The organism is Pseudomonas fluorescens, assembly GCF_012974785.1.
GTDB lineage: Bacteria > Pseudomonadota > Gammaproteobacteria > Pseudomonadales > Pseudomonadaceae > Aquipseudomonas > Aquipseudomonas fluorescens_BT.
Genome location: NZ_CP027561.1, coordinates 5,732,135 through 5,754,800 on the forward strand (window position 1 = coordinate 5,732,135; position 22,666 = coordinate 5,754,800).

18 protein-coding genes are annotated in these 22,666 nt (G+C 61.2%); 6 read left to right on the top strand and 12 right to left on the bottom strand.

The genetic code is table 11. The features are described 5' to 3' along the window. Positions 1-39: 39 nt before the first annotated feature. On the top strand, positions 40-969 hold the full coding sequence (locus tag C6Y56_RS26200; RefSeq protein ID WP_169432180.1) for a LysR family transcriptional regulator: 930 nt from the start codon (positions 40-42) through the stop codon (positions 967-969). A 228-nt stretch (positions 970-1,197) separates the two neighbouring features. On the opposite strand, the gene C6Y56_RS26205 is transcribed toward C6Y56_RS26200, so the two are convergent. From C6Y56_RS26205 to bioB, 11 genes are all read right to left on the bottom strand, one after another. Further along, positions 1,198-2,976 (bottom strand): acyl-CoA dehydrogenase C-terminal domain-containing protein, encoded by a 1,779-nt coding sequence (locus tag C6Y56_RS26205; protein WP_169432181.1) that lies wholly within the window; start codon positions 2,974-2,976, stop codon positions 1,198-1,200. Between the two features lie 184 nt (positions 2,977-3,160). Continuing rightward, positions 3,161-4,957 carry an acyl-CoA dehydrogenase C-terminal domain-containing protein gene (locus C6Y56_RS26210; RefSeq protein ID WP_169432182.1) on the bottom strand — a complete coding sequence of 599 codons (1,797 nt, stop codon included), beginning with the start codon at positions 4,955-4,957 and terminating at the stop codon, positions 3,161-3,163. A 90-nt stretch (positions 4,958-5,047) separates the two neighbouring features. After that, positions 5,048-6,337 carry a GGDEF domain-containing protein gene (locus C6Y56_RS26215; protein WP_169432183.1) on the bottom strand — a complete coding sequence of 430 codons (1,290 nt, stop codon included), beginning with the start codon at positions 6,335-6,337 and terminating at the stop codon, positions 5,048-5,050. Between the two features lie 208 nt (positions 6,338-6,545). After that, positions 6,546-8,660: a cytochrome-c peroxidase gene (locus C6Y56_RS26220; protein ID WP_169432184.1), complete on the bottom strand. Its 2,115-nt coding sequence runs from the start codon at positions 8,658-8,660 to the stop codon at positions 6,546-6,548. 262 nt (positions 8,661-8,922) lie between these two features. Further along, the gene (locus tag C6Y56_RS26225; RefSeq protein ID WP_169432185.1) at positions 8,923-10,728 is read right to left on the bottom strand and encodes a phenylacyl-CoA dehydrogenase; all 1,806 of its coding nucleotides are present in this window, start codon (positions 10,726-10,728) and stop codon (positions 8,923-8,925) included. Between the two features lie 274 nt (positions 10,729-11,002). Beyond that, on the bottom strand, positions 11,003-11,299 hold the full coding sequence (locus C6Y56_RS26230) for a pyrroloquinoline quinone biosynthesis protein PqqE (protein WP_169432186.1): 297 nt from the start codon (positions 11,297-11,299) through the stop codon (positions 11,003-11,005). Between the two features lie 106 nt (positions 11,300-11,405). Next, positions 11,406-12,086 carry a dethiobiotin synthase gene (gene bioD, locus C6Y56_RS26235; RefSeq protein WP_169432187.1) on the bottom strand — a complete coding sequence of 227 codons (681 nt, stop codon included), beginning with the start codon at positions 12,084-12,086 and terminating at the stop codon, positions 11,406-11,408. After that, positions 12,083-12,895 (bottom strand): malonyl-ACP O-methyltransferase BioC, encoded by an 813-nt coding sequence (bioC, locus tag C6Y56_RS26240; RefSeq protein ID WP_169432188.1) that lies wholly within the window; start codon positions 12,893-12,895, stop codon positions 12,083-12,085. Before bioC ends, bioD begins: the two co-directional genes overlap by 4 nt. Further along, on the bottom strand, positions 12,888-13,619 hold the full coding sequence (locus tag C6Y56_RS26245; RefSeq protein ID WP_169432189.1) for an alpha/beta fold hydrolase: 732 nt from the start codon (positions 13,617-13,619) through the stop codon (positions 12,888-12,890). The genes bioC and C6Y56_RS26245 overlap by 8 nt, the downstream gene beginning before the upstream one ends. Beyond that, positions 13,612-14,790, bottom strand: a complete 1,179-nt coding sequence (gene bioF / locus C6Y56_RS26250) for an 8-amino-7-oxononanoate synthase (RefSeq protein WP_169432190.1) — start codon at positions 14,788-14,790, stop codon at positions 13,612-13,614. Before bioF ends, C6Y56_RS26245 begins: the two co-directional genes overlap by 8 nt. Before the next feature lie 67 nt (positions 14,791-14,857). Further along, complete coding sequence (gene bioB / locus C6Y56_RS26255; protein ID WP_169432191.1) at positions 14,858-15,913, bottom strand: biotin synthase BioB; 1,056 nt, start codon at positions 15,911-15,913, stop codon at positions 14,858-14,860. Between the two features lie 91 nt (positions 15,914-16,004). Between bioB and C6Y56_RS26260 the strand changes: the two genes are divergently transcribed. From C6Y56_RS26260 to rarD, 5 genes are all read left to right on the top strand, one after another. Then, entirely contained in the window at positions 16,005-16,745 is a 741-nt protein-coding gene (locus C6Y56_RS26260; protein WP_169432192.1) for a ComF family protein, read from the top strand. Positions 16,746-16,803: 58 nt separating this feature from the next. After that, positions 16,804-17,568, top strand: a complete 765-nt coding sequence (locus C6Y56_RS26265) for a TOBE domain-containing protein (protein ID WP_169432193.1) — start codon at positions 16,804-16,806, stop codon at positions 17,566-17,568. 72 nt (positions 17,569-17,640) lie between these two features. Further along, on the top strand, positions 17,641-19,542 hold the full coding sequence (locus C6Y56_RS26270; protein ID WP_169432194.1) for a PhoX family protein: 1,902 nt from the start codon (positions 17,641-17,643) through the stop codon (positions 19,540-19,542). A gap of 115 nt (positions 19,543-19,657) precedes the next feature. Then, complete coding sequence (locus C6Y56_RS26275; RefSeq protein WP_169432195.1) at positions 19,658-20,632, top strand: serine/threonine protein kinase; 975 nt, start codon at positions 19,658-19,660, stop codon at positions 20,630-20,632. Positions 20,633-20,698: 66 nt separating this feature from the next. Next, positions 20,699-21,586 carry an EamA family transporter RarD gene (gene rarD, locus C6Y56_RS26280; protein ID WP_169432196.1) on the top strand — a complete coding sequence of 296 codons (888 nt, stop codon included), beginning with the start codon at positions 20,699-20,701 and terminating at the stop codon, positions 21,584-21,586. A 223-nt stretch (positions 21,587-21,809) separates the two neighbouring features. Here the strand turns inward: rarD and C6Y56_RS26285 are convergent, their stop codons facing one another. Next, positions 21,810-22,328, bottom strand: a complete 519-nt coding sequence (locus C6Y56_RS26285) for a glycine cleavage system protein R (RefSeq protein WP_011336250.1) — start codon at positions 22,326-22,328, stop codon at positions 21,810-21,812. Positions 22,329-22,666 lie beyond the last annotated feature (338 nt).

The following is a 22,666-nucleotide window of genomic DNA, read 5'->3' on the forward strand; positions in this document are numbered from 1 at the left end:
GCCATTTCGATTTACCAGCATTTTCGATAAGTGTTACTTATGGATTTCAAACAACTGCGTTATTTCGTCGCGGTCTACGAAGAAGGTCACGTCGGACGGGCCGCGGAGCGGCTTTCGATCTCCCAACCCGCGCTGTCCCAGCAGATCCGCCACCTGGAACAGAACCTCGATGTCACGCTATTCGAACGCAGCAGCAAACGCCTGCTGCCGACCCTGGCCGCTCATACGCTGTACAACCACGCACTGCCACTGCTTGATGGCATGCAGCGGGCGCGTGAAGCGCTGGGCAACTTCAAGGGGCAGGCGCTGCGTACGCTGGCGATCGGCGTGCTGCAAACCGTGCACACCAGTCTGGTGCCGCAAATGCTTGAACGGGTACGCAAGGCTCAGCCGCATCTGGTGGTGCAGATTTATGAACTGACGGGGCTGGAGATCGAGCGGCGACTGCTCAACGGTTCGCTGGACATTGGCATCAGCTATCTCCCACCGCGCCAGCCGGGGCTGCACGGCGTGATGCTGTACGAAGATGAACTGACGCTGGTCATCCCGGCGGATCATCCGCTGCGGGAATTCAAGAAAGTCTCGATGAGCCAAGCCGCCGAACTGCCCATGTTGCTGCTGGGCGAGGAATTCCAGATCCGCCAGATCTGGCAGGCGCAACTGGCCAGTCTTGGACGTCGCCCGCAAGTGCAGGCAGAACTGAACAACATGGTGGGGATTCTCGACAGCCTGCCGCACACCCGTCTGGCGACGGTGCTGCCCGGTCGTTCGCAGAAGGAGTACGACGATCAGGACCTACTGTGGAAACCGTTGAGTGAGCCACGTGTACCGTTGACGGTCGGGCTGGTGTGTCGCGATGTGCAACGCCAGCAGGCGCCATTGGCCTTGCTGCGAACGTTGCTGGAAGAGGTGATGCAGCGCGAAGACAAACCGCTGAAGGGGGCGCCGCCACTGGACGCGCTGAGCTGAAAACTTTTCTGCGGGCATAAGAAAACCCCGCCGAAGCGGGGCTTTGCAGACTGTTTCCCTGACATCCATTTCACTCCGCCACCCTGGCAGAATCCTTACGTGTCCGTGTTGTTACTTTGCGCTTCCTGCGCTACGTCCATGGAAAGTAGATTAGCTCTGGATCCAATCTACGCCTATGGGAGAAAAGCAGCACGTCATGTAAGAGATCGCTTACATGACGTTACATCATCAGAACTGCGCAGCGTCCAGCAGGAACAGCGACTCGCTGCCGGCCTTGACCGACGCGCTCAACGAGTGAATCCGCGGCAGCAGACGGGCGAAATAGAAGCGCGCCGTGCCGAGTTTGCTCGCGTAGAAATCGTCCTGCGCTTCTTTGCCCAGCGCTGCCTTGGCCATCAGTGCCCACATGTACGCGTAGGCGGTGTAACCGAAGGCTTGCAGGTACTCGACCGACGCTGCGCCGATTTCGTTCGGGTTGGTTTTCGCCCGGTCCAGCAGCCATGAAGTCAGCTCGTCGAGGGTGTCGACGGCGTCATTCAGCGGCTTGGTGAACTCGCCCAGATCGGCACTGGCGGTTGCGATGAAATGGCGGATCTCGTCGGCGAACAGTTTGTAGAACGCGCCGCCGCTGCCGACGATCTTGCGGCCCACCAGGTCCAGCGCCTGAATACCGTTGGTGCCTTCGTAGATCTGGGTGATGCGCACGTCACGCACCAGTTGCTCCTGACCCCACTCGCGGATGTAGCCGTGGCCGCCGAAAATCTGCTGGCCGTGAACGGTGGTTTCCAGACCCAGATCGGTCAGGAACGCCTTGGCCACTGGCGTCAGCAAGGCCACCAGATCTTCTGCACGCTTGCGGGTGGCAGCGTCTTCGCTGAACTTGGCGGTGTCGAGTTGCGTTGCCACGTAGGTGGAGAACGCACGACCGCCTTCATTCGAGGCTTTCATGGTCAGCAGCATGCGACGCACGTCCGGGTGGACGATGATCGGGTCAGCGACCTTGTCCTTGTTCTGCGCGCCGGTCGGCGAACGGCTTTGCAGGCGATCACGGGCGTATTCGATGGCGTTCTGATACGAGCGCTCGCCGGTGGCCAGGCCCTGGATACCGACGCCCAGCCGCTCGTAGTTCATCATGGTGAACATGGCGGCCAGGCCTTTGTTCGGCTCGCCGACCAGGTAGCCCACGGCTTCATCGAAGTTCATCACGCAGGTAGCGGACGCCTGGATGCCCATCTTGTGTTCGATCGAACCACAGTTGGCCGGGTTGCGTGCGCCCAGGCTGCCATCGGCATTGACCATGAACTTGGGCACCAGAAACAGCGAAATGCCTTTCGGCCCCGCCGGTGCGTCCGGCAGTTTGGCCAGCACCAGGTGGATGATGTTTTCGGTCAGGTCGTGCTCACCGCCGGTGATGAAGATCTTCGTGCCGCTGACCTTGTAGGAGCCGTCGGCCTGAGGTTCGGCCTTGGTGCGGATGATGCCCAGGTCTGTGCCGGCGTGCGGCTCGGTCAGGCACATGGAACCGGCCCAGACGCCGGCGTACATGTTCGGCAGGTAAGCGGCTTTCAGCTCTTCGCTGGCGTGGGCGTTGATCGACAGGCACGCGCCGGCAGTCAGCATCGGGTACAGACCGAAGGACAGGCTGGCGGAGTTGACCATCTCTTCAACCTGAGCCGACACGGCTTTGGGCATACCCATGCCGCCGTAGGCCGGATCACCGCCAACACCGACCCAGCCACCTTCGGCATAAGTCTGATAGGCCTGTGGGAAACCGGCCGGCGTGGTGACGGCACCGTCGGCCCAGTGGCAGCCTTCTTCGTCGGCGGCACGGCTCAGGGGCGCGATGCTTTTGCTGGTGACCTTGCCGGCCTCTTCGAGAATGGCTTCAACGGTTTCCGCGTCGACGGTCTCGGCCAGGGCCGGCAGCTCGGCCCAGAGTTTGGCGACTTCGAACACTTCATTGAGGACGAAGCGCATATCGCGCAGCGGCGCTTTGTAGTCAGCCATGGCAAACCTCGCAAAGATCTAAACAGGTGATTCGTGGAAGGGTGATGTCATTGAGCTGGAGTGTACCCCAACAACTTTTGCGACACATAGGGTCAGGCGGTGACTGTTTTGTTATTTTTAGTCACCAGCGATCAACCATAAAGAAGCCCGCAATCAGCGGGCTCTTTTGTTTAACAGTGGCGTGTTACAGCGCGAACAACTGGGCCGGCAGTTTCATCAGGCAATCGCTGCCCGCCTCGATCGCCGAACGATGGGCTACGGTACGCGGCAACAGACGCTTGAAGTAAAACTCGCACGTCGCCAGTTTGCCCTGGCAGAAATCGCCGTCACCCTCGCCCGACTCCAGCTGTGCCTGGGCGACCAGCGCCATGCGAAGCCACAAATAGCCAAGAACGATGTATCCGCTGTACATCAGGTAATCCACCGATGCGGCGCCGACTTCATCCGGATTCTTCATCGCGGCCATGCCGACCTGCATGGTCAACTCACCCCACTGCTGATTGAGGCTGTCGAGCTGCGCCACAAACTCGCCCAATTGCGCATGTCCGGCGTTCGCTGCACAGAACTTGTGAACGATCTTCGTGAAGTTACGCAGCAGCTTGCCCTGGCTGCCAAGGACTTTGCGCCCCAGCAAGTCCAACGCCTGGATACCGTTGGTACCTTCGTAGATCGGTGCAATGCGGCAGTCGCGAACCAGTTGCTCCATGCCCCACTCACGGATAAAACCGTGGCCGCCAAACACCTGCATGCCGTGGTTGGTCACCTCCAGGCCGGTGTCGGTCATGAACGCCTTGCAGATCGGGGTCAGGAATGCCAGCAGGTCTTCGGCCTCCTGACGCGCGCCGGCATCCGGGCTCAGGTGCGCGACATCGAGCATCTGCGCAGTGAAATAGGTCAGTGCGCGGTTGCCTTCATTGAAGGCTTTCATGGTCAGCAGCATGCGCCGCACGTCCGGATGGACGATGATCGGATCGGCCGGTTTGTCCGGGGCTTTGGCGCCGGTCAGGGCGCGCATTTGCAAGCGGTCGTTGGCGTATTTGATCGCGCCCTGGAAACTCGCTTCGCCCAGACAAAGACCCTGCATCCCGGTGCCAAGCCGCGCATGGTTCATCATGGTAAACATGCAGTTCAGGCCTTTGTTCGGCTCGCCGATCAGGAAACCTTTGGCGTCATCGAAGTTCAGCACGCAAGTGGCCGAGGCTTTTATGCCCATCTTGTGTTCGATCGAACCGCAGGAAACGCCGTTGCGCTCCCCCGCCTCGCCGGCTGCATCCGGCAGGAATTTCGGCACGATGAACAGCGAAATCCCCTTGGTCCCCGCCGGTGCGTCCGGCAGTTTGGCCAATACCAGATGAATGATGTTGTCGCTCATGTCGTGCTCGCCGGCGGAGATGAAAATCTTGCTGCCGGTGACCACGTAACTACCGTCGGCCTGAGGCACGGCGCGGGTCTTGATGATGCCCAGGTCGGTGCCGCAATGGGCTTCGGTCAGGCACATGGTGCCGGTCCACTGGCCCGCAGTGAGTTTGCGCAGATAGGTGTTTTTCTGTTCCTCGGTGCCGTGGGCGTGGATCGCCGACATGGCGCCGTGGGTCAAGCCCGGGTACATGCCCCAGGAAGTGTTGCTGGAGGCGACCATCTCGCTGATCACCAGCCCCAGCGAACTCGGCAGGCCCTGGCCGCCGTAGGCCGGGTCGGCCGCCAGACCATGCCAGCCGCCTTCCACGTATTGTGCGAAGGCTTGCTTGAAGCCTGCAGGCGTTGTCACCACGCCATTGTCGAAATGGCAGCCCTCTTCGTCACCGCTGCGATTGAGCGGCGCCAGAACGTTCTCACAGAACTTCGCGCCCTCCTCGAGGATCGCGTTGATCATGTCCGGGCTGGCATCGTGAGCGCCCAGGGCCGCGTACTGGGTGTGGAAGTCGAAGACGTGGTCGATCAGAAAGCGCATGTCGCGCAGGGGAGCTTTGTACTCGGGCATGGTGGCTTCTCCGTCAGCAGATCGTTTCAACCTACTGCCGGCCACCCTGCCCCACAATCACTGTCCAGACGCTGAATGCGCCGTCATCACTCAACCCGCAGCGTTATCCATGCGCACCGCGCCACGGCGGTTCTGACCGAACGCCATCACACAGTTGCGGCCCGCGCCCTTGGCGGCGTATAGCGCCTGGTCGGCGGATTTGAGCACTTCTTCCGGGGTACGCTGCTCGACTCGTTCGGCGACGCCGATACTGACCGTGACCGATACGCTGGACGCACCGGAGCCGCCCCGCCGCTGGCGCCCCTGTTGATCGTCCTGAGGGCGGTTTTCCTGATTGCGCAGCTGAATGTTGTAGGACGCAATCGACTCGCGGATGACTTCCAGGTGCGGCATGCACTCTTCAAGGGTCTTGCCTGCAAACACCAGGGCGAATTCCTCGCCACCGTAGCGATAAGCCCTGCCGCCACCGCTGATTTTGGACAGCTTGCTGGCGACCAGTCGCAGAACCTGGTCACCCACGTCGTGACCGTGGGTGTCGTTGAATTTCTTGAAGTGATCGACGTCGCTCATCGCCAGCACATAGTTGCGACCCAGACGCTGCATGCGTTCGTTGAGTGCGCGACGGCCCGGCAGACCGGTGAGTTCGTCACGGAAGGCCATTTGATAAGCCTCGTGCGCCACCGCCGCTGCAATCATCAACATGACCTGGCTGCACATGATGTTCAGGGTGAACGGCAGGATGAAGGTTTTCGGCAGCATCCAGAACACCCCGAGCAATCCCACCAGTTGCGCCGCGTGCAGCGGACGCGGATGGCGCCAGTACTGCCAGGCCAGCAACAGGAACGCCGAGAGGAACACCGGATAAGACATCTGGATCAGGCTCATCCAAGCGCCGTGCAGGGCCGGCCAACGGATCTCCGAAAGCCACATCAGCAGAGCCTGGGGATAGCTTTGTTCAAGTCCCAGCGCCACGCTGCCGAAAGCCAGCAACACGGCGAAACGCGCCACCATGTCCTGAAACAGATGCGTGCGCTCCTGCCACGCGGCGAACAGACCGAACAACAAGGGCAGCAGCAGACACACCAGATGGAACACCACGGCCGCGTCCTCGCGCACCTTGCCGTTGTCGCGGTAATAGTCGGTCTGGGTGTCGAGCAGGAAGTAGGCGATGTACACCGTGACCATCAGAAACAGTTCGCGCTGGCGTCGGTAAACCGCGCAATACGACCCGCCCAGCAACAGCACCAGAGTTGGCAGCACGTTGAACAGCGAGGTGAAGAACACGTTGAGGTCTTTGACGTACGCAGCCGCCAACCCCGCAAGCAACAACAGCAGTGAAGGTATGAAATGACTGAAACGTACAGCGGAAGAACGCGGCAAGGGTAAAGCTCCGACCGTCTTGGCAAAGAGATGGCATTGTGCCTGCAATGTGGCCAGTTAAGCACACACAATGTGATCCAGATCACAGGTTGTCTCTTTAACGGCCGCCCCCCTCGGTTTCTGAGCCTTCAATCAAGGTTTTTTCCCTGACAAACACGAAACTTCCGTCATGGCCATCATGCTTGATGGCCATGACGCTCATTTCCCCTCAAAGATCGTTGTAGAACGGCAGCAATGGCCCCTCCGCCGTCGGCCGACCTTCAGCGCCATAAGGCTTGAGATTGAGCAATGCATCCGTTGCCTGGCGGGTCGTGACTTTCGGACTGGCCGGGCGCTGGGTCACGGCGTTTTCATCCCCGATGTGACCTTGCGGGATGACCAGCGACGGGTGATCGAATGGCGCCCGCTCCCAGGCGACGCGCGGGTCGGTCAGGCCGACTTCCATGAATTTCACCAGGGCGTCGATTTCATCAGGCGTCAGGTTCAGCGCCGTCATGTCCGGGTCGAGGTTGGAGGTGTTGTGCTGATTCACCGCCGGGTGCTCGAAGCCGCTGGTGTTGTTGGCATCCTCGCCGCGCCGGTCGCCGCCACGGTTGTAGAACTCCATGACCTGCTTGAGCGTCGAGCGGCTGCCGTTGTGGAAGTACGGGCCGGTCAGAGCGATATTGCGCAGGGTCGGGGTCTTGAACGCGCCGTCGACCGAGTCGCGGAAACCGACATTGGGCTTGAGCGTGGCGTCGCACGGAATCGCTGCACTCAGCGGTGCTTCGAAGGTACAGACGTCGACATCCAGCGGATCGACCGATTTGCCGCCCTGCAGTACGGAGTTGTACTGACGGGTGAACGACCACGGATTGCCCCAGGCATCCGCACCGCCGAGGGCGAGATCTTCCGAGGTCGGGCGGACACCGGTGTTGTAGAAGCCGTTGTCGTAGAGGGTCGTCAGGTTATCGGCCATCACCATCCGTTCGATGCGTTCGCGCGGATGCATCAGCAGGCGACTGGCCGCATTGGTCAACTCCGGCCCGCCGTGGCAATTGACGCATTTGCCCTTGCCGAGGAACAGGTTCATGCCCTCGACCTGCTGCGCGTTCATCGCGGTGTGGTCGCCTTGCAGGTAGGCATCGATCGGCGCCTGATCGGAAACCAGCGTGGCTTCATACATCTGGATCGCCAGGCCGAAGAACAGCGGAAAGTTGGCTTCCATCTGAGTGTATGGCGCACCGCCCACCAACACGTTTTGCGTGGCGTTCCACAGCCGGGGCTTGAAGGCATTCTTGATCAGTTCGCGATAGGTCGGACGCCGCGCACCAGACACAGGGCCCAGCACCGAATCAGTGGACGAGATCCGTTGCTGCTTGAGCATCAGCGTGTCGAGCATCCGCCGGCCGATGTCGGCAAAGGTGCGACCGCCGCAGGACATTTCCACCGGACTTCCGGGCGGGCCGACGGCTTGCGAGGCGGCTGACGCATCGTTGAGCGCCAGCCTGACTTTGGTGGCGACCGTGCTGCGTTCGCTGGTCACGTAGATCCCGGCATCGGGGTCGCGATTGCCGAACGGCGAGAAGCCGTTGAACACGTTGTTGGCCCGACCGTCCCAGAAGTTGCGCACGTTGAACGCGGCGTTGATCACCGACGGCGCATTGCGCCCGGTGCTGCGACGCACGTTGATGCCGCCGACCTGGAAAATACCGTCCGGCTGCTGGGTGCATTTGTCGAAACGCGCCTGATTGGGTTTGACGAAGTTGGCATCGAACACACCTTGCGAGCCGACCACGTCGTCCGTCGAGTACACGATGGGCGAGTTGCGCTCCAGCGGGTTGCTCAGTACGTGGGTCGGGAAGTCGGTTTTCTTCAGCGTGTAGTTCGGGCCGCCCTTGCCGCCGGACAACGTCGCGTAGGTCGCCACGTCACCGGGAATATCGGAGGCCATGAACGGCTTGTTGAAAATCGACGCAACGTTGGCGTTGGTGTTGGCCTGGCCGGGGTTGAGCTGGTTGGTGATGCGATGATCGACGCCTGCATGGTAGTGGCAGGATGCGCAGGCCGTCGCGCCGTCGCTGCCGATCTCCATGTCCCAGAACAACGCCTTGCCCAGCAGGATCGCAGCAGAGCGGTTGAGCACGTAGTCGGTCATCAGGTCGACCTTGCGTCCGCCTTCGGTCCCGGAGGGATCGGGAGGCACCATCCCGCGCAACGATTGCAGCGACGGGACCTCCGGCACCGGGGGATCGACTTCGGCGGGAGCGGCGGCCCAGGCGCTGTGGACTGACAGCGCGATGGGTAACCAGAAGGTCAAACGAGCGAGTCGACTGATGTTCATAGGCTTCACCCTGACTGTTGTTGTTAAGTGCCGGGCGTCATGCTTCTTTGAGCAGGCAGTTCTGGTTAGCACCGGTAATTCGGGCAGTGCAATTAATTGGCCACTCTTCTGGAAACATTTTGAATCAATAAGCGCCGGGGTTTGGCTGAGCGACTACTTCATCAATGCTGGGGAATCAGCCCCGGGATTGGGGAAATCCGGGCATAAAAAAAAACCGCTGCCCCCGAAGGAACAGCGGTTTTTCGAAAGACCGCGTTAAGGCTTAGTAGCCCAGTGCGAAGTCTTCTTCTTTCATGTCCATCAGGTTGTTGGCGCCCGACAGCATGGTGGCCACGTGCGTACGGGTACGCGGCAGGATGCGCTGGAAGTAGAAGCGCGCGGTTTGCAGCTTGGCGGTGTAGAAGGCCTCGTCGGTGGTGCCGGCAGCCAGTTTTTCAGCCGCCAGACGCGCCATGTCGGCCCAGAAGTAAGCCAGGCAGGCGTAACCGGAGTACATCAGGTAATCCACGGAGGCCGCGCCGACTTCTTCGCGATCTTTCATGGCGGCCATACCAACCTTCATGGTCAGCTCGCCCCACTCTTTGTTCAGTGCAGCCAACGGTGCGACGAATTCCTTGACGGCTTCGTTGCCTTCGTTGTTCTGGCAGAACTTGTGGACGATCTTGGTGAAGCCTTTCAGAGCCTCACCTTGAGTCATCAGCACTTTACGGCCCAACAGGTCGAGTGCCTGGATGCCGGTGGTGCCTTCGTACAGCATCGAAATGCGGCTGTCGCGAACGTTCTGCTCCATGCCCCACTCGGCGATGAAGCCGTGTCCACCGTAGATCTGTACGCCGTGGTTGGCGGATTCGAAACCGACTTCGGTCATGAACGCTTTGGCGATCGGAGTCATGAAGGCCAGCAGTGCGTCGGCTTTCTTCTTCTCTTCTTCGTCCACGCCGTATTTGACGATGTCGACCTGTTTGGCGGTGAAATACACCATCGCACGGTTGCCTTCGGCGAATGCCTTCATGGTCAACAGCATGCGGCGTACGTCCGGGTGCACGATGATCGGGTCAGCGGCCTTTTCCGGCGCTTTCGGGCCGGTCAGGGAGCGCATTTGCAGGCGATCACGAGCGTATTTCAGACCGCCCTGGAAGCCGATTTCGGCGTGGGCCAGACCTTGCAGCGCGGTGCCCAGACGTGCGGTGTTCATGAAGGTGAACATGCAGTTCAGGCCTTTGTTCGCCGGGCCGATCAGGAAACCGGTCGCGCCGTCGAAGTTCATCACGCAAGTGGCGTTGCCGTGGATACCCATCTTGTGTTCCAGCGAGCCGCAGCTCACAGCGTTGCGAGTACCCACAGTGCCATCGGCATTCGGCAGGAACTTCGGAACGATGAACAGGGAAATGCCCTTGGTGCCAGCCGGTGCATCCGGCAGGCGGGCCAGTACGATGTGGACGATGTTGTCGGCCATGTCGTGTTCACCGGCCGAGATGAAAATCTTGGTGCCGGAGACTTTGTAGGAACCGTCGGCCTGAGGTTCGGCCTTGGTGCGCAGCATGCCCAGGTCGGTGCCGCAGTGCGGTTCGGTCAGGCACATGGTGCCGGTCCATTCGCCGGAGACCAGTTTGGTCAGATAGGCTTCCTGCTGCTCCGGGGTGCCGTGCTCGGAAATGGTGTTCATCGCGCCGTGCGACAGGCCCGGGTACATGCCCCACGACCAGTTGGCTTCGCCGACCATTTCGCTGACAGCCAGACCCAGCGACTCTGGCAGACCTTGACCACCGTGCTCGACGTCGTGGGCCAGGCTCGGCCAGCCGCCTTCGACGAATTGCTTGTAAGCCTCTTTGAAGCCAGTCGGGGTTTTCACACCGGACTCGCTCCAGGTGCAACCTTCGATGTCGCCCACGCGGTTCAGCGGCGCCAGTACCTGCTCACAAAACTTGGCGCCTTCTTCGAGAATGGCGTCAACCATGTCCGGCGTTGCGTCTGCGCAAGCTGGAAGGCTCTGATAGTGCGCTTCGTAGCCGAGCAGTTCGTCACGAACGAAGCGAATATCACGCAAGGGGGCCTTGTAGTCAGGCATAGCGATAAACCTCTGCTGATGTAACCGGGAATGAACGACCGCATTGATTTGTTGTGACGGTCAAACAGTTGTTTGAAACATACGTTTACGCCGAAACCTTGTCAAGCGTCGATCTTTTGCCGTTCGTCATCACATTTTTCAAACGCCGGACACAGCACCTCGACATGCATCCGAAAGGGCCATGCACACAAAAAAAGATTAGTTGAGGGAGAAGGACTTACAACGAAAAACGCCGCGAACAGTCGCGGCGTCTGGCAAAGCGGGTATCAGAAAATCAGGCGAACGTATCGATGATCGTGCCGAGCATTTCATCGGATGCCTTGGCGACTTTCGTGCCCAGTTCCACTTGAAACTTGCCCTGGGCCATCTCGGCCATGGCGCTGCCCGGATCCAGTTGCTGGCTGCGATCCACGCCGCGCAGGCGATCGATCTGGGCTTCGGAGGACTGACTGGTGACCGAACGCTCGATGGTGTTGTTGGCGATCTGGCTGGCAGCCTGATCGACGCGGTTCTGCCCGGTCTGAATCGTGCTCAAACCTGCATAAAAAGCCGTGTTTCCGGAGATTTCCATGGGAGCTCTCGTCCTTGGGAAGGATCAATGGCTGCCATTGAACCAGAGACGTCAGAAAAACACCCGTCAAAAACACTAATGGCACTGTGCCTTGTCATAGCCAAAATCAGTCGAGCAAGTCCAGTTGCAAATGCTCGGCGACCGCCTCGGCGCTGATCGCCTTGAGCTTGGGCACTCGCCCCAGGCATGGCGCTGGAATCCGCTCGGCCAGCGTCGCCAGGTTTTCCTCCAGCCGCGACGTCTTCGGATCAATGATGTTCGCCACCCATCCCGCCAGTTGCAGCCCGTCCCGGGCAATCGCCTCGGCAGTCAATAGCGCATGACTGATGCAACCCAGACGCACGCCGACCACCAGAATGACCGGCAGCTTCAGCGCAATCGCCAGATCCGACAGATTGTCCTGATCCGCCAACGGCACCCGCCAGCCACCCGCACCTTCGATCAGCGTGAAATCGGCGTTCATCGCCAGAATCTCGCGCATCGGCACCAGCAGCGATTGCACCGTCAGCGCCACACCTGCCTCTCGTGCCGCCAGATGCGGCGCGATCGCCGGCTCGAACGCCACCGGATTGACCTGTTGATACGTCAGCGGCAACGAACACTCGGCCTGCAACGCCAAGGCATCGGAGTTGCGCAGGCCTCTGGGTGTCACGACACAACCGGACGCCACCGGCTTGCCCGCCGCCGTACTCAGCCCCGCCGACCGCGCCGCATGCAGCAACCCGGCGGCGACAGTGGTCTTGCCAACGTCAGTGTCGGTTCCGGTGATGAAATAGGCTGCGCTCATAAGGGTTTCTCCAACACGGCGTAAACCACCTGATAAGTCGCCGGCAAGCCTTGTTGCTGACGGAACTGCTCGTACGCCTCGACCAGCCCGAGAATCCGCGCCCGCCCGGTGAGTCCGCCCGGCCGACCGGGATTCAGATTGTGTGCGCCCAGTGCCTTGAGTTCGTGCGTCAAGCTGCGCACATCCGGGTAATGCAGCACATGCGGCCGGTTCTCAAGACTGACCGTACGCAACCCACTGGCCGCGCACAATTGTTCATACCGGGCGAATTCGCGGAAGCGGTTGACGTGTACCAGACCATCGACCTGGCGCCAACTGTCGCGCAATTCGTACAACGTCCCTACACAAAGACTAGCAAACGCAAAAATCCCCCCTGGTTTCAGCACCCGAAACGCTTCGCCGAGCACCGATTCGAAGTCTGCGCACCACTGCACGGCGAGGCTGGAGAAAATCAGGTCGCAGGTCGAATGCTGCAACGGCAGACGCTCGGCATCGCCCGCAATAAAGTGTGTGGCACCACCCAATGGCCGGGCGTGATTGAGCATGCCTTCGGCGATATCCAGCGCCAGCCCTTCGTTCCCGGCAAAATGTTCGGCCAGCGCCCGGGTGAAATAGCCGGTGCCACAGCCGAGATCCAGCCAGCGCGACGGCAGAAAATCCACCGGCAGACGATTCAGCAACTGCGTGCCGACATCACGCTGCAACTCGGCGACGCTGTCGTAGCTGGCCGCTGCACGTGAGAAGGAAGCCGCTACCTGGCGTTTGTCAGGCAAGCCGCCGGGCAGCGCAGCAAAAGACAAATCAGTCATCACCACACTCACTTAAAAACGCCTGGATAGCACCGGCCACACCGTGGGGATCTTCCAGAAGAAACCCATGGCTGGCCTTCTCGATCAGCCCGACCTCGACATCCGCCAGCAGCGCAAATAACTCGCCCGCGGCTTCCGCCGGCACCAGCCCATCCAGCCCGCCAAACAGATGCAATTGCGGGCCTCGAAACACTTGCAAGGCATTACGCGTATCGATCTGCGCCAACAACGCCAGACCAGCCATTAACGCCGCCGGCGAAGTGTTCGGCGCGCCGCCGAGCAACAGTCGCGACAAGCCGCGCGGGTCTTGCGCACCTTGAGCACATAACAGAGAGAAACGTTTGAGGGTCTGTCGCGGGTCGGCATTGCAACCGGCCAGAAACGCATCGAAGGTCTCTGCCGGCATCGCGCTCGGCCATTGTTCATGGGCGACAAACGAAGGATTGCTCGCCAGGGTCAGCAAGCCGCAGCAATGTTCGCCACGTCGCGCCGCCAGCTCCGAGGCGAGCATCCCACCCAGCGACCAGCCACCCAACCAGGCATCTTCGGGAATGCGCTCATCGAGTTCGTCGAGCCAGTCCGCAGGATCGCTGGATTCCAGCTCCGGCAGCGGTTCGATTTCGACCGTCAGGTGTTCATCCAGCCCACGCAACGCAGCGGCCAGAGGCTCCAGCGGCGAAACGCCGAGGCCCCAACCCGGGAGCAGAATCAGACGATCACGCATGGCTTGGCTCCGACTTGAGTTGGGCAAAGCAATCGGCCAGTCCTTCTAACAATAGTTGCACCTGCGCCTCACTGTGGGCGGCGGTCAGGGTGACGCGCAGCCGCGCGCTGCCGGCAGGCACGGTCGGCGGGCGGATCGCAGTGACCATCAGCCCACGCTCGCGCAGCATCTGCGACAGACGCACGGCGCGACCGGCATCGCCGATCAGGATCGGCTGGATCGGCGTGAAGCTGTCCATCAGTTCCAGACCGATCTGTTCGGCGCCGTGGCGGAACTGGCGGATCAGCGTCTGCAAATGCTCGCGGCGCCAGTGTTCGCTGCGCAGCAGTTCCAGACTTTTCAATGTTGCACAGGCCAGCGCCGGCGGCTGGCTGGTGGTGTAGATGTACGGGCGGGCGAACTGGATCAGGCTTTCGATCAGCTCTTCGCTGCCGGCGACAAACGCGCCCGCCGTGCCGAACGCTTTGCCGAGCGTGCCGACCAGCACCGGCACATCCTCCTGGCTCAAACCGAAATGCTCGACGATCCCGCCACCGTTCGCTCCCAGCGGACCGAATCCGTGGGCGTCATCGACCATCAACCAAGCGCCTTTGGCCTTGGCCTCTCGGGCCAGCGCCGGCAGGTCGGCAAGATCGCCGTCCATGCTGAACACGCCGTCAGTGACCACCAAAGTATTGCCGGTGGCTTTCTCCAGACGCTTGGCGAGGCTGTCGGCGTCGTTGTGCAGATAGCGATTGAAGCGCGCGCCGGACAACAATCCGGCATCCAGCAACGAGGCATGATTGAGCCGGTCTTCCAGCACCGTATCGCCCTGCCCGACCAGCGCCGTAACCGCGCCGAGGTTGGCCATGTAGCCGGTGGTGAACAACAGCGCACGGGGCCTTCCGGTGAGGTCTGCCAAAGCCTCTTCCAATTCGTGATGCGGGCCGCTGTGGCCGATCACCAGATGCGAGGCACCGCCGCCGACGCCCCACTTCGAGGCACCGGCGCGCCAGGCTTCGATCACTTGCGGATGATTGGCCAGGCCCAGGTAATCGTTGTTGCAGAACGCCAGCAACGGCTGACCGTCGACCACCACTTGCGTCCCTTGCGGGCTTTCAAGCAGCGGGCGCTGGCGATAGAGATTTTCGGCACGACGGGCAGCAAGGCGTGCGGCGAGATCGAAAGACATGCAAGCCTCACGGGTGGCAAATGAATCAGCAGGCGCCGCCCGAGGCAGCGCCTGAAAAAACGGGCGATCAGACCGCCGCGTTATAGAACTGCCCGCTGCTCTTCTGCTCCACCAGCGCCTGCTCGATGGCGGCCTGATGCACTTCGTCGGCATGCTCTTCACGGGCTTCCGGCTGAATGCCCAGACGTGCGAACAACTGCATGTCCTTGTCGGCCTGCGGGTTGGCGGTGGTCAGCAGTTTGTCGCCGTAGAAAATCGAGTTGGCGCCGGCGAAGAACGCCAGGGCCTGCATCTGCTCGTTCATCGCTTCGCGGCCGGCGGACAGGCGCACGTGGGATTGCGGCATGAGGATGCGCGCCACGGCGAGCATGCGGATGAAGTCGAACGGATCGACATCGTCAGCGTTTTCCAGCGGCGTGCCGGCGACTTTCACCAGCATGTTGATCGGCACCGATTCCGGGTGCTCCGGCAGGTTGGCCAGCTGGATCAGCAGGTTCGCGCGGTCATCGAGGGACTCGCCCATACCGAGGATGCCGCCGGAGCAGATCTTCATCCCCGCATCGCGCACATAGGCCAGGGTCTGCAGACGCTCGGCATAGGTGCGGGTAGTGATGATGCTGCCGTAGAACTCCGGCGAGGTATCGAGGTTGTGGTTGTAGTAGTCGAGGCCGGCCTTGGCCAGCGCTTCAGTCTGGTCCTGATCGAGACGACCGAGGGTCATGCAGGTTTCCAGGCCCATGGCCTTCACGCCTTCGACCATTTTCAACACGTAAGGCATGTCCTTGGCCGACGGGTGCTTCCACGCCGCGCCCATGCAGAAACGGGTCGAACCGATGGCCTTGGCGCGGGCAGCCTCTTCGAGGACCTTCTGCACTTCCATCAGCTTTTCTTTTTCCAGGCCCGTGTTGTAGTGACCGGACTGCGGACAGTATTTGCAATCTTCCGGACAGGCGCCGGTCTTGATCGACAGCAGGGTGGAAACCTGGACGCGGTTGGCGTCGAAATGCGCGCGGTGCACCGTCTGCGCCTGAAACAGCAAGTCGTTGAATGGCTGAACGAAGAGTGCTTTGACTTCGGCCAAAGTCCAGTCGTGACGCAGGGTGGCAGTGGTGCTGGCGCTCATGGGCGATTCCTTGGTTATGCTTGGCTTGCGCCTGGGGAAACGGAATACCCACAGGCACGACACGGATGTTCGGCATATTTAAGGAAGAGCCATGCACTGTCAACCACATCAAGATAGACCGGTTTACATCTGGTTAAATAACAACCAAACCTGTTTGATTTGCGATGAGCCGGCGGAAACCGAAACGCCCCTCTGCGTAGCCTGCGAAACCGACCTGCCCTGGCTTGGCGATCAATGCATGACTTGTGCATTGCCGCTGCCCGCAGCAGGCCTGACATGCGGCGAGTGCCTGAAGGATCCACCCGCCTTCGAACAGGTGGTGGTGCCCTGGTCCTACGGCTTCCCGGTGGACAGTCTGATCACCCGTTTCAAACACAACGCCAAATGGCCGTTTGGCCGCCTGTTGGGCGAGGTTCTCGGGCAGTTCCTGCAACATCGCTTCGACGAGGGCCTGCCACGTCCGGACGCCCTGCTGCCGGTGCCATTGGCGAACAAGCGCCTGCGTCAGCGCGGATTCAATCAGGCGGCAATGCTGGCGCAATGGCTCGGCAAGCAACTGGATCTGCCCTGTGAAGAAAATGTCCTGCGCCGTACCCAGGACACCAGCGCCCAGCAGGCGCTCGACGCCAGGGCGCGTAAACGCAATTTGCGCAATGCCTTCAAGCGGGTGCCGGAGGCCGATGTACGAGGCCGGCATCTGGCCTTGGTGGATGATGTGCTGACCACCGGCGCCACAGCTCAAGCACTGGCCCGGTTGCTGCTGGACGCGGGCGCCACGCGGGTCGACGTCTACTGCCTGGCCCGCACACCGAAACCTGGCGACGCGGCTTGACTCACACGCGCCAAGCGGCCAACTTCCTCCTCCATCAACCCAGAACAAAGCACTCGACATGTCCCTGCCCAGCCTGTTGTCCCAGCACATCGTCCGCCGCCCGCAGCGTATCGCCCTGCTGCAGCACATTGCCGAACAGGGCTCGATTACCCGCGCCGCAAAAAGCGCGGGCCTGAGCTACAAAGCGGCATGGGACGCCATCGATGAACTGAACAATCTGGCGCAGAAACCCTTGGTCGAGCGGGCTGTCGGCGGCAAGGGCGGCGGCGGCGCGAAACTGTCCAGCGAAGGTGAACGGGTGCTGCGTCTTTATCAGAAGCTCCAAGCCTTGCAGGCGCAGGTGCTGGAAGCCGCCGAGGACGCCAGTGATCTGGATCTGCTCGGCCGTTTGATGCTTCGCACCAGCGCCCGCAATCAATTGCACGGCAAAGTCATCAGCATCGAGCATCAGGGCCGCAATGACCTGATCCGCCTCGAACTGGCCGAAGGCTTGTGCATCGACGCGCAGATCACCCACGACAGCACCGTGCATCTGGAGCTGCAACCGAACACCGAAGTGGTGGCACTGATCAAGGCTGGCTGGCTTGAATTACTGGGCAACGGGCAAGCCGCAACATCTGGTCACAATCTTCTCGAAGGCACCCTCGAAGCCATTCTCGATGCCGAGGACGGCCCCAGCGAAGTGCGCATCGCCCTGCCCAACGGCCAGACACTCTGCGCCCTGGCTGAGCCGCTGCACCTGCGCACCCACAAACTGACCGTCGAACAACCGGTACGGGTGCAGTTCTCGCCGTCCAATGTGATCATCGGCACACCACTCTAGCCCGGGTTCCTGCAACAAAAGCGTCATCGCCTCTCATTAAGGTGGCTGCCAAAACCAAGCAGGGAGCCTGATGTGAGCCTATTAGAAGAAAACCAATCCACTGACCTGGAAAAAATGGTCGGCCTGAGCCGTCGTGGTTTCATCGGTGCCGGTGCGCTGTGCGGCGCGGCGATGTTCCTCGGTGGCAGCCTGTTGAGTCGCAGCGCCCTGGCCACCGGTGTCAGCGCCGGCAACAGCCGCCTGCTGGGCTTCGACAGCATTGCGGCCGCCACCACCGACGTCATCAGCCTGCCCAAGGGTTACAAGTCGTCGGTGCTGATCAGCTGGGGCCAGCCCCTGCACAAGAACGGCCCGGCCTTCGACCCGAGCGGCAACGGCACTGCAGCCGCACAGGAAGTGCAGTTCGGTGACAACAACGACGGCATGAGCCTGTTCGCCTTTCCGGACGACAGAAACCGCGCCCTGATGGCGATCAACAACGAATACACCAACTACCGCTACCTCTACCCTCACGGCGGCCTGCCGCAATCGGCGGAAGACGTGCGCAAGGCCCTGGCCTGCGAAGGTGTCTCGGTGATCGAAGTGGCGCGCAAGAACGGTCAATGGCAGTTCGTTCAGGGTTCGCGCTACAACCGCCGCATCCACGGCAACTCACCGCTGCGCATCAGCGGCCCGGCGGCCGGTCATGAATTGATGAAAACCAGCGCCGACAAGCACGGCAAGAAAGTCCTCGGCACCTTCCAGAACTGCGCCAACGGCAAGACCCCGTGGGGCACTTATCTGACGTGTGAAGAGAACTTCACCGACTGCTTCGGCAGCAGCAATGCCCAGCAACAGTTCGATCCGGCGCAGAAGCGCTACGGCGTGACGGCCGCCAGCCGCGAGATCAACTGGCATCCGTTCGATCCGCGCTTCGACATGGCCAAAAACCCGAACGAGCTCAACCGTCACGGCTGGGTGGTGGAAATCGACCCGTTCGACCCGCAATCGACGCCGGTCAAACGCACCGCCCTCGGTCGCTTCAAACACGAAAACGCTGCCCTGGCCGAGACCGACGACGGTCGCGCCGTGGTGTACATGGGCGACGACGAACGCGGCGAGTTCATCTACAAGTTCATCAGCCGCGACCGCATCAACCACCGCAACGCGAAAGCCAACCGCGACATCCTCGATCACGGCACCCTGTACGTGGCGAAGTTCGATGCGGGCGACGGCAACCCCGACCACCCGAAAGGCCAGGGCCAGTGGATCGAACTGACCCACGGCAAGAACGGCATCGACGCCAGCAGCGGTTTCGCCGATCAGGCCGAAGTGCTGATTCACGCGCGTCTTGCCGCCAGCGTGGTCGGCGCCACACGCATGGACCGTCCGGAATGGATCGTGGTCAGCCCGAAAGACGGCCAGGTTTATTGCACCCTGACCAACAACGCCAAACGCGGCGAAGACGGGCAACCGGTGGGCGGGCCGAACCCCCGCGAGAAAAACGTCTACGGGCAGATCCTGCGCTGGCGCACTGACCGCGACGATCACGGCTCCAAAACTTTCGTCTGGGACCTGTTCGTGGTGGCCGGCAACCCGAGCGTGCACGCCGGCACGCCGAAGGGCGGCTCGTCGAACATCACGCCGCAAAACATGTTCAACAGCCCTGACGGCCTCGGTTTCGACAAGGCCGGCCGACTGTGGATTCTCACCGACGGTGATTCGAGCAACGCCGGGGACTTTGCCGGAATGGGCAACAACCAGATGCTCTGCGCCGATCCTGCGACCGGTGAGATTCGCCGGTTCATGGTCGGACCGATCGGTTGCGAAGTCACCGGGATCAGTTTCTCGCCGGATCAGAAAACCCTGTTTGTCGGGATTCAGCATCCGGGCGAGAACGGCGGCTCGACCTTCCCCGAGCACCTGCCGAACGGCAAGCCACGCTCTTCGGTGATAGCGATTACCCGTGAGGATGGCGGGATCGTCGGCGCCTGATGCTGCGACGCTCTGATCGTTCCCGTGCCCTGCACGGGAACGATCCCCTCAAGACAGCCCGTCTGCGCTACCATGCTGGGCCGGACGCGGCAGCCTGCTGCGCGCAGGAGTCAGCATGGCCCACCCGTTTGAAACCCTCACCCCAGACCTCGTGCTCGATGCCGTCGAAAGCATCGGTTTCCTGAGCGATGCGCGCATCCTGGCGCTCAACAGTTACGAAAACCGCGTCTATCAGGTCGGCATCGAAGACTCGGAACCGCTGATCGCCAAGTTCTATCGCCCGAAGCGCTGGACCAACGAGGCCATTCTCGAAGAACACCAGTTCACCTTCGAACTGGCCGACGTCGAGATCCCGGTGGTGGCGCCACTTGTCCACAACGGCGAAACCCTGCATGAACACGCTGGCTTCCGTTTCACCTTGTTTCCCCGTCGCGGTGGCCGCGCGCCGGAGCCGGGCAATCTCGATCAGCTGTATCGCCTCGGCCAGTTGCTCGGGCGCATGCACGCGGTCGGCGGAACGAAGCCGTTCGAACACCGAGAAGCGCTGACCGTGCAGAACTTTGGCCATGCGTCGCTGACCACTTTGCTGGAAGGCAACTTCATTCCGAAAAGTCTGTTGCCGGCCTACGAGTCTGTCGCCCGCGATCTGCTCAAGCGTGTGGAAGACGTCTACGCCGCCACGCCGCACCAGAACATCCGCATACACGGCGACTGCCACCCCGGCAACATGATGTGCCGCGACGAGATGTTCCACATCGTCGACCTCGACGACTGCCGCATGGGGCCGGCGGTGCAGGACATCTGGATGATGCTCGCCGGCGATCGCCAGGAGTGTCTCGGACAGCTGTCGGAGTTGATGGACGGCTACAACGAGTTCCACGATTTCGACCCCCGCGAACTGGCGCTGATCGAACCACTGCGCGCCTTGCGCCTGATGCATTACAGCGCGTGGCTGGCCCGACGCTGGGACGATCCGGCGTTCCCTCACAGTTTTCCGTGGTTCGGCACGGAGCGGTATTGGGGCGATCAGGTGCTGGCGTTGCGTGAGCAGCTGGCGGCGCTGAACGAAGAGCCGTTGAAGCTTTTCTGACACGACACGTCTATACAACTGCCCGTACAATTGCTGTTTTGTTAGCTGCCTAAGCAAGGACTCTGCATGCAAGCCGCCAACCCGCGTCGCGGGTACATTCTGGGCCTCAGCGCCTACATCATCTGGGGACTGTTCCCGCTCTACTTCAAAGCCATCGCCGAAGTGCCGGCGGTGGAAATCATCATCCACCGGGTGCTTTGGTCAGCGCTGTTCGGCGCGCTGCTGTTGATGGTGTGGAAGCATCCCGGCTGGTGGCAGGAACTGCGCGACAACCCCAAACGCCTGGCGATTCTCGCACTCAGCGGTACCTTGATCGCCGCCAACTGGCTGACTTACGTGTGGTCGGTGAACAACGGCCGGATGCTGGAAGCGAGCCTCGGTTACTACATCAACCCGCTGGTGAACGTGCTGCTGGGCATGCTGATCCTCGGCGAACGCCTGCGGCGCATGCAGTGGCTGGCGGTCGGTCTGGCGGCGGCCGGCGTAGCGCAGCAGGTCTGGCAAGTCGGCAGTCTGCCGTGGGTTTCGCTGGTGTTGGCGCTGACCTTCGGTTTCTACGGGCTGATCCGCAAGCAGGCGCCGGTCAAGGCGCTGCCGGGGCTGGTGGTGGAAACCTGGATGCTGGTGCCGATCGCCCTCGCATGGCTGCTGTTCAATCCGACCGCGACCAGTGCTCAGGCCGAGTTCTGGACGACCTCCGAAGCCTGGTGGCTGGTGGCGGCCGGTCCGGTGACGCTGGTGCCGCTGGTCTGCTTCAACGCGGCGGCGCGGCACCTGCCCTACACCACCCTCGGCTTCCTGCAGTACCTGGCACCGACTCTGGTGCTGCTGCAAGCCGTGCTGCTGTTCGGTGAGCACTTGTCGTCCAGCACGCTGATCGCCTTCATGTTTATCTGGGCCGGTCTGGCGGTGTACAGCGTCGATGCGTGGATAAGTCTGCGCCGGCGCAGCTGATCAAAAAACGTACAAAGCTCCGCAGGCCACGGTTCTCGTGGCCTGCATCGTTCCTTCCCAAGGTTATCCACAGCGTGATCCCCGCTGTTTGTGCGCAAGTCACTGAATGCTGGCGTTTTTTTGATCAATTCACGCAAAGCCACGGCGGACGTGGCCTGGCGGTCAGTCTCTACAGGTTATCCACAGGCAGGTGCACGTTTAAACTGGATAACCCGATCCGTCTTCACAGGTCGGTGCGCAGCACCAATTCCACCATCAAGTCATCGGCCAGGGTTTCCAGGCGCGATTGCAGCACGTCCAGCGACAAAGTCAGCGGCACCGCGAGAATCGCTTCGGCGTGGAACAGCGGTTCACTGCTCATCGGTGCCGGGCGCACTTCGGTCACCAGCCGTTCGAGGTTCACGCCCTGCTCGCTCAGCAACCGGGTGATATCGCGCACGATGCCCGGACGATCATTGCCCACCAGTTCCATGGCGATCGGTTTCCACGTGCAGGCCTGCTCGATACCGCTTTCGGCCACCAGCACACGAATGCCCTGCGCCGACAGCGCTTGTAAGGCATCGACTAATTCGTCGTAAGCCTCTGCCGGCACGCCAACCCGCAGAATCCCGGCGAACTGCCCGGCCATTCGCGACATGCGGCTTTCCAGCCAGTTGCCGCCGTGCTCGGCGATGCATTGGGCGATGCGCTCGACCTGCCCGGGCTTGTCCGGCGCGAAGACGGTGAGTACGAGGTGATCCATGGCGCAGCCCTCTTGTCATGACTTTTGTTATAGAAAAGCAAGTATAGGCAAGCGTTCGACAGACGCCTCAGACGCTCGAATTAACCAATCGTGTACAACTTTTTATATTTAACTGGAACAATCCATTGGTTTTTTGAGAACATCCCGTTCCGCGCCGTGACCGCAATGCGTCATGGGGTCGCAGAACGACGTAATTAGTCTGATTTTCACAACCGCAACTCATCATGTAGTATGCCGCAGCGCGCACTACATAACGCTGGATCGATGTCTGCCCAAGGCACGTTCGCAACCCTGAAAGCCCCGTCAGCAAGGCCCCCAAGCCGTTGATTGGTCCCAAC

What these genes read in the sequence shown, in the direction of transcription:
- C6Y56_RS26210 (WP_169432182.1), bottom strand. Translation starts at nt 4,957, where the DNA reads ATGCCCGAGTACAAAGCTCCCCTGCGCGACATGCGCTTTCTGATCGAC.
- bioB (WP_169432191.1), bottom strand. Translation starts at nt 15,913, where the DNA reads ATGAGCGCCAGCACCACTGCCACCCTGCGTCACGACTGGACTTTGGCC.
- C6Y56_RS26220 (WP_169432184.1), bottom strand. Translation starts at nt 8,660, where the DNA reads ATGAACATCAGTCGACTCGCTCGTTTGACCTTCTGGTTACCCATCGCG.
- bioD (WP_169432187.1), bottom strand. Translation starts at nt 12,086, where the DNA reads ATGAGCGCAGCCTATTTCATCACCGGAACCGACACTGACGTTGGCAAG.
- C6Y56_RS26285 (WP_011336250.1), bottom strand. Translation starts at nt 22,328, where the DNA reads ATGGATCACCTCGTACTCACCGTCTTCGCGCCGGACAAGCCCGGGCAG.
- bioF (WP_169432190.1), bottom strand. Translation starts at nt 14,790, where the DNA reads ATGTCTTTCGATCTCGCCGCACGCCTTGCTGCCCGTCGTGCCGAAAAT.
- C6Y56_RS26225 (WP_169432185.1), bottom strand. Translation starts at nt 10,728, where the DNA reads ATGCCTGACTACAAGGCCCCCTTGCGTGATATTCGCTTCGTTCGTGAC.
- C6Y56_RS26230 (WP_169432186.1), bottom strand. Translation starts at nt 11,299, where the DNA reads ATGGAAATCTCCGGAAACACGGCTTTTTATGCAGGTTTGAGCACGATT.
- C6Y56_RS26205 (WP_169432181.1), bottom strand. Translation starts at nt 2,976, where the DNA reads ATGGCTGACTACAAAGCGCCGCTGCGCGATATGCGCTTCGTCCTCAAT.
- C6Y56_RS26260 (WP_169432192.1), top strand. Translation starts at nt 16,005, where the DNA reads ATGCACTGTCAACCACATCAAGATAGACCGGTTTACATCTGGTTAAAT.
- bioC (WP_169432188.1), bottom strand. Translation starts at nt 12,895, where the DNA reads ATGACTGATTTGTCTTTTGCTGCGCTGCCCGGCGGCTTGCCTGACAAA.
- C6Y56_RS26245 (WP_169432189.1), bottom strand. Translation starts at nt 13,619, where the DNA reads ATGCGTGATCGTCTGATTCTGCTCCCGGGTTGGGGCCTCGGCGTTTCG.
- C6Y56_RS26265 (WP_169432193.1), top strand. Translation starts at nt 16,804, where the DNA reads ATGTCCCTGCCCAGCCTGTTGTCCCAGCACATCGTCCGCCGCCCGCAG.
- C6Y56_RS26275 (WP_169432195.1), top strand. Translation starts at nt 19,658, where the DNA reads ATGGCCCACCCGTTTGAAACCCTCACCCCAGACCTCGTGCTCGATGCC.
- C6Y56_RS26200 (WP_169432180.1), top strand. Translation starts at nt 40, where the DNA reads ATGGATTTCAAACAACTGCGTTATTTCGTCGCGGTCTACGAAGAAGGT.
- rarD (WP_169432196.1), top strand. Translation starts at nt 20,699, where the DNA reads ATGCAAGCCGCCAACCCGCGTCGCGGGTACATTCTGGGCCTCAGCGCC.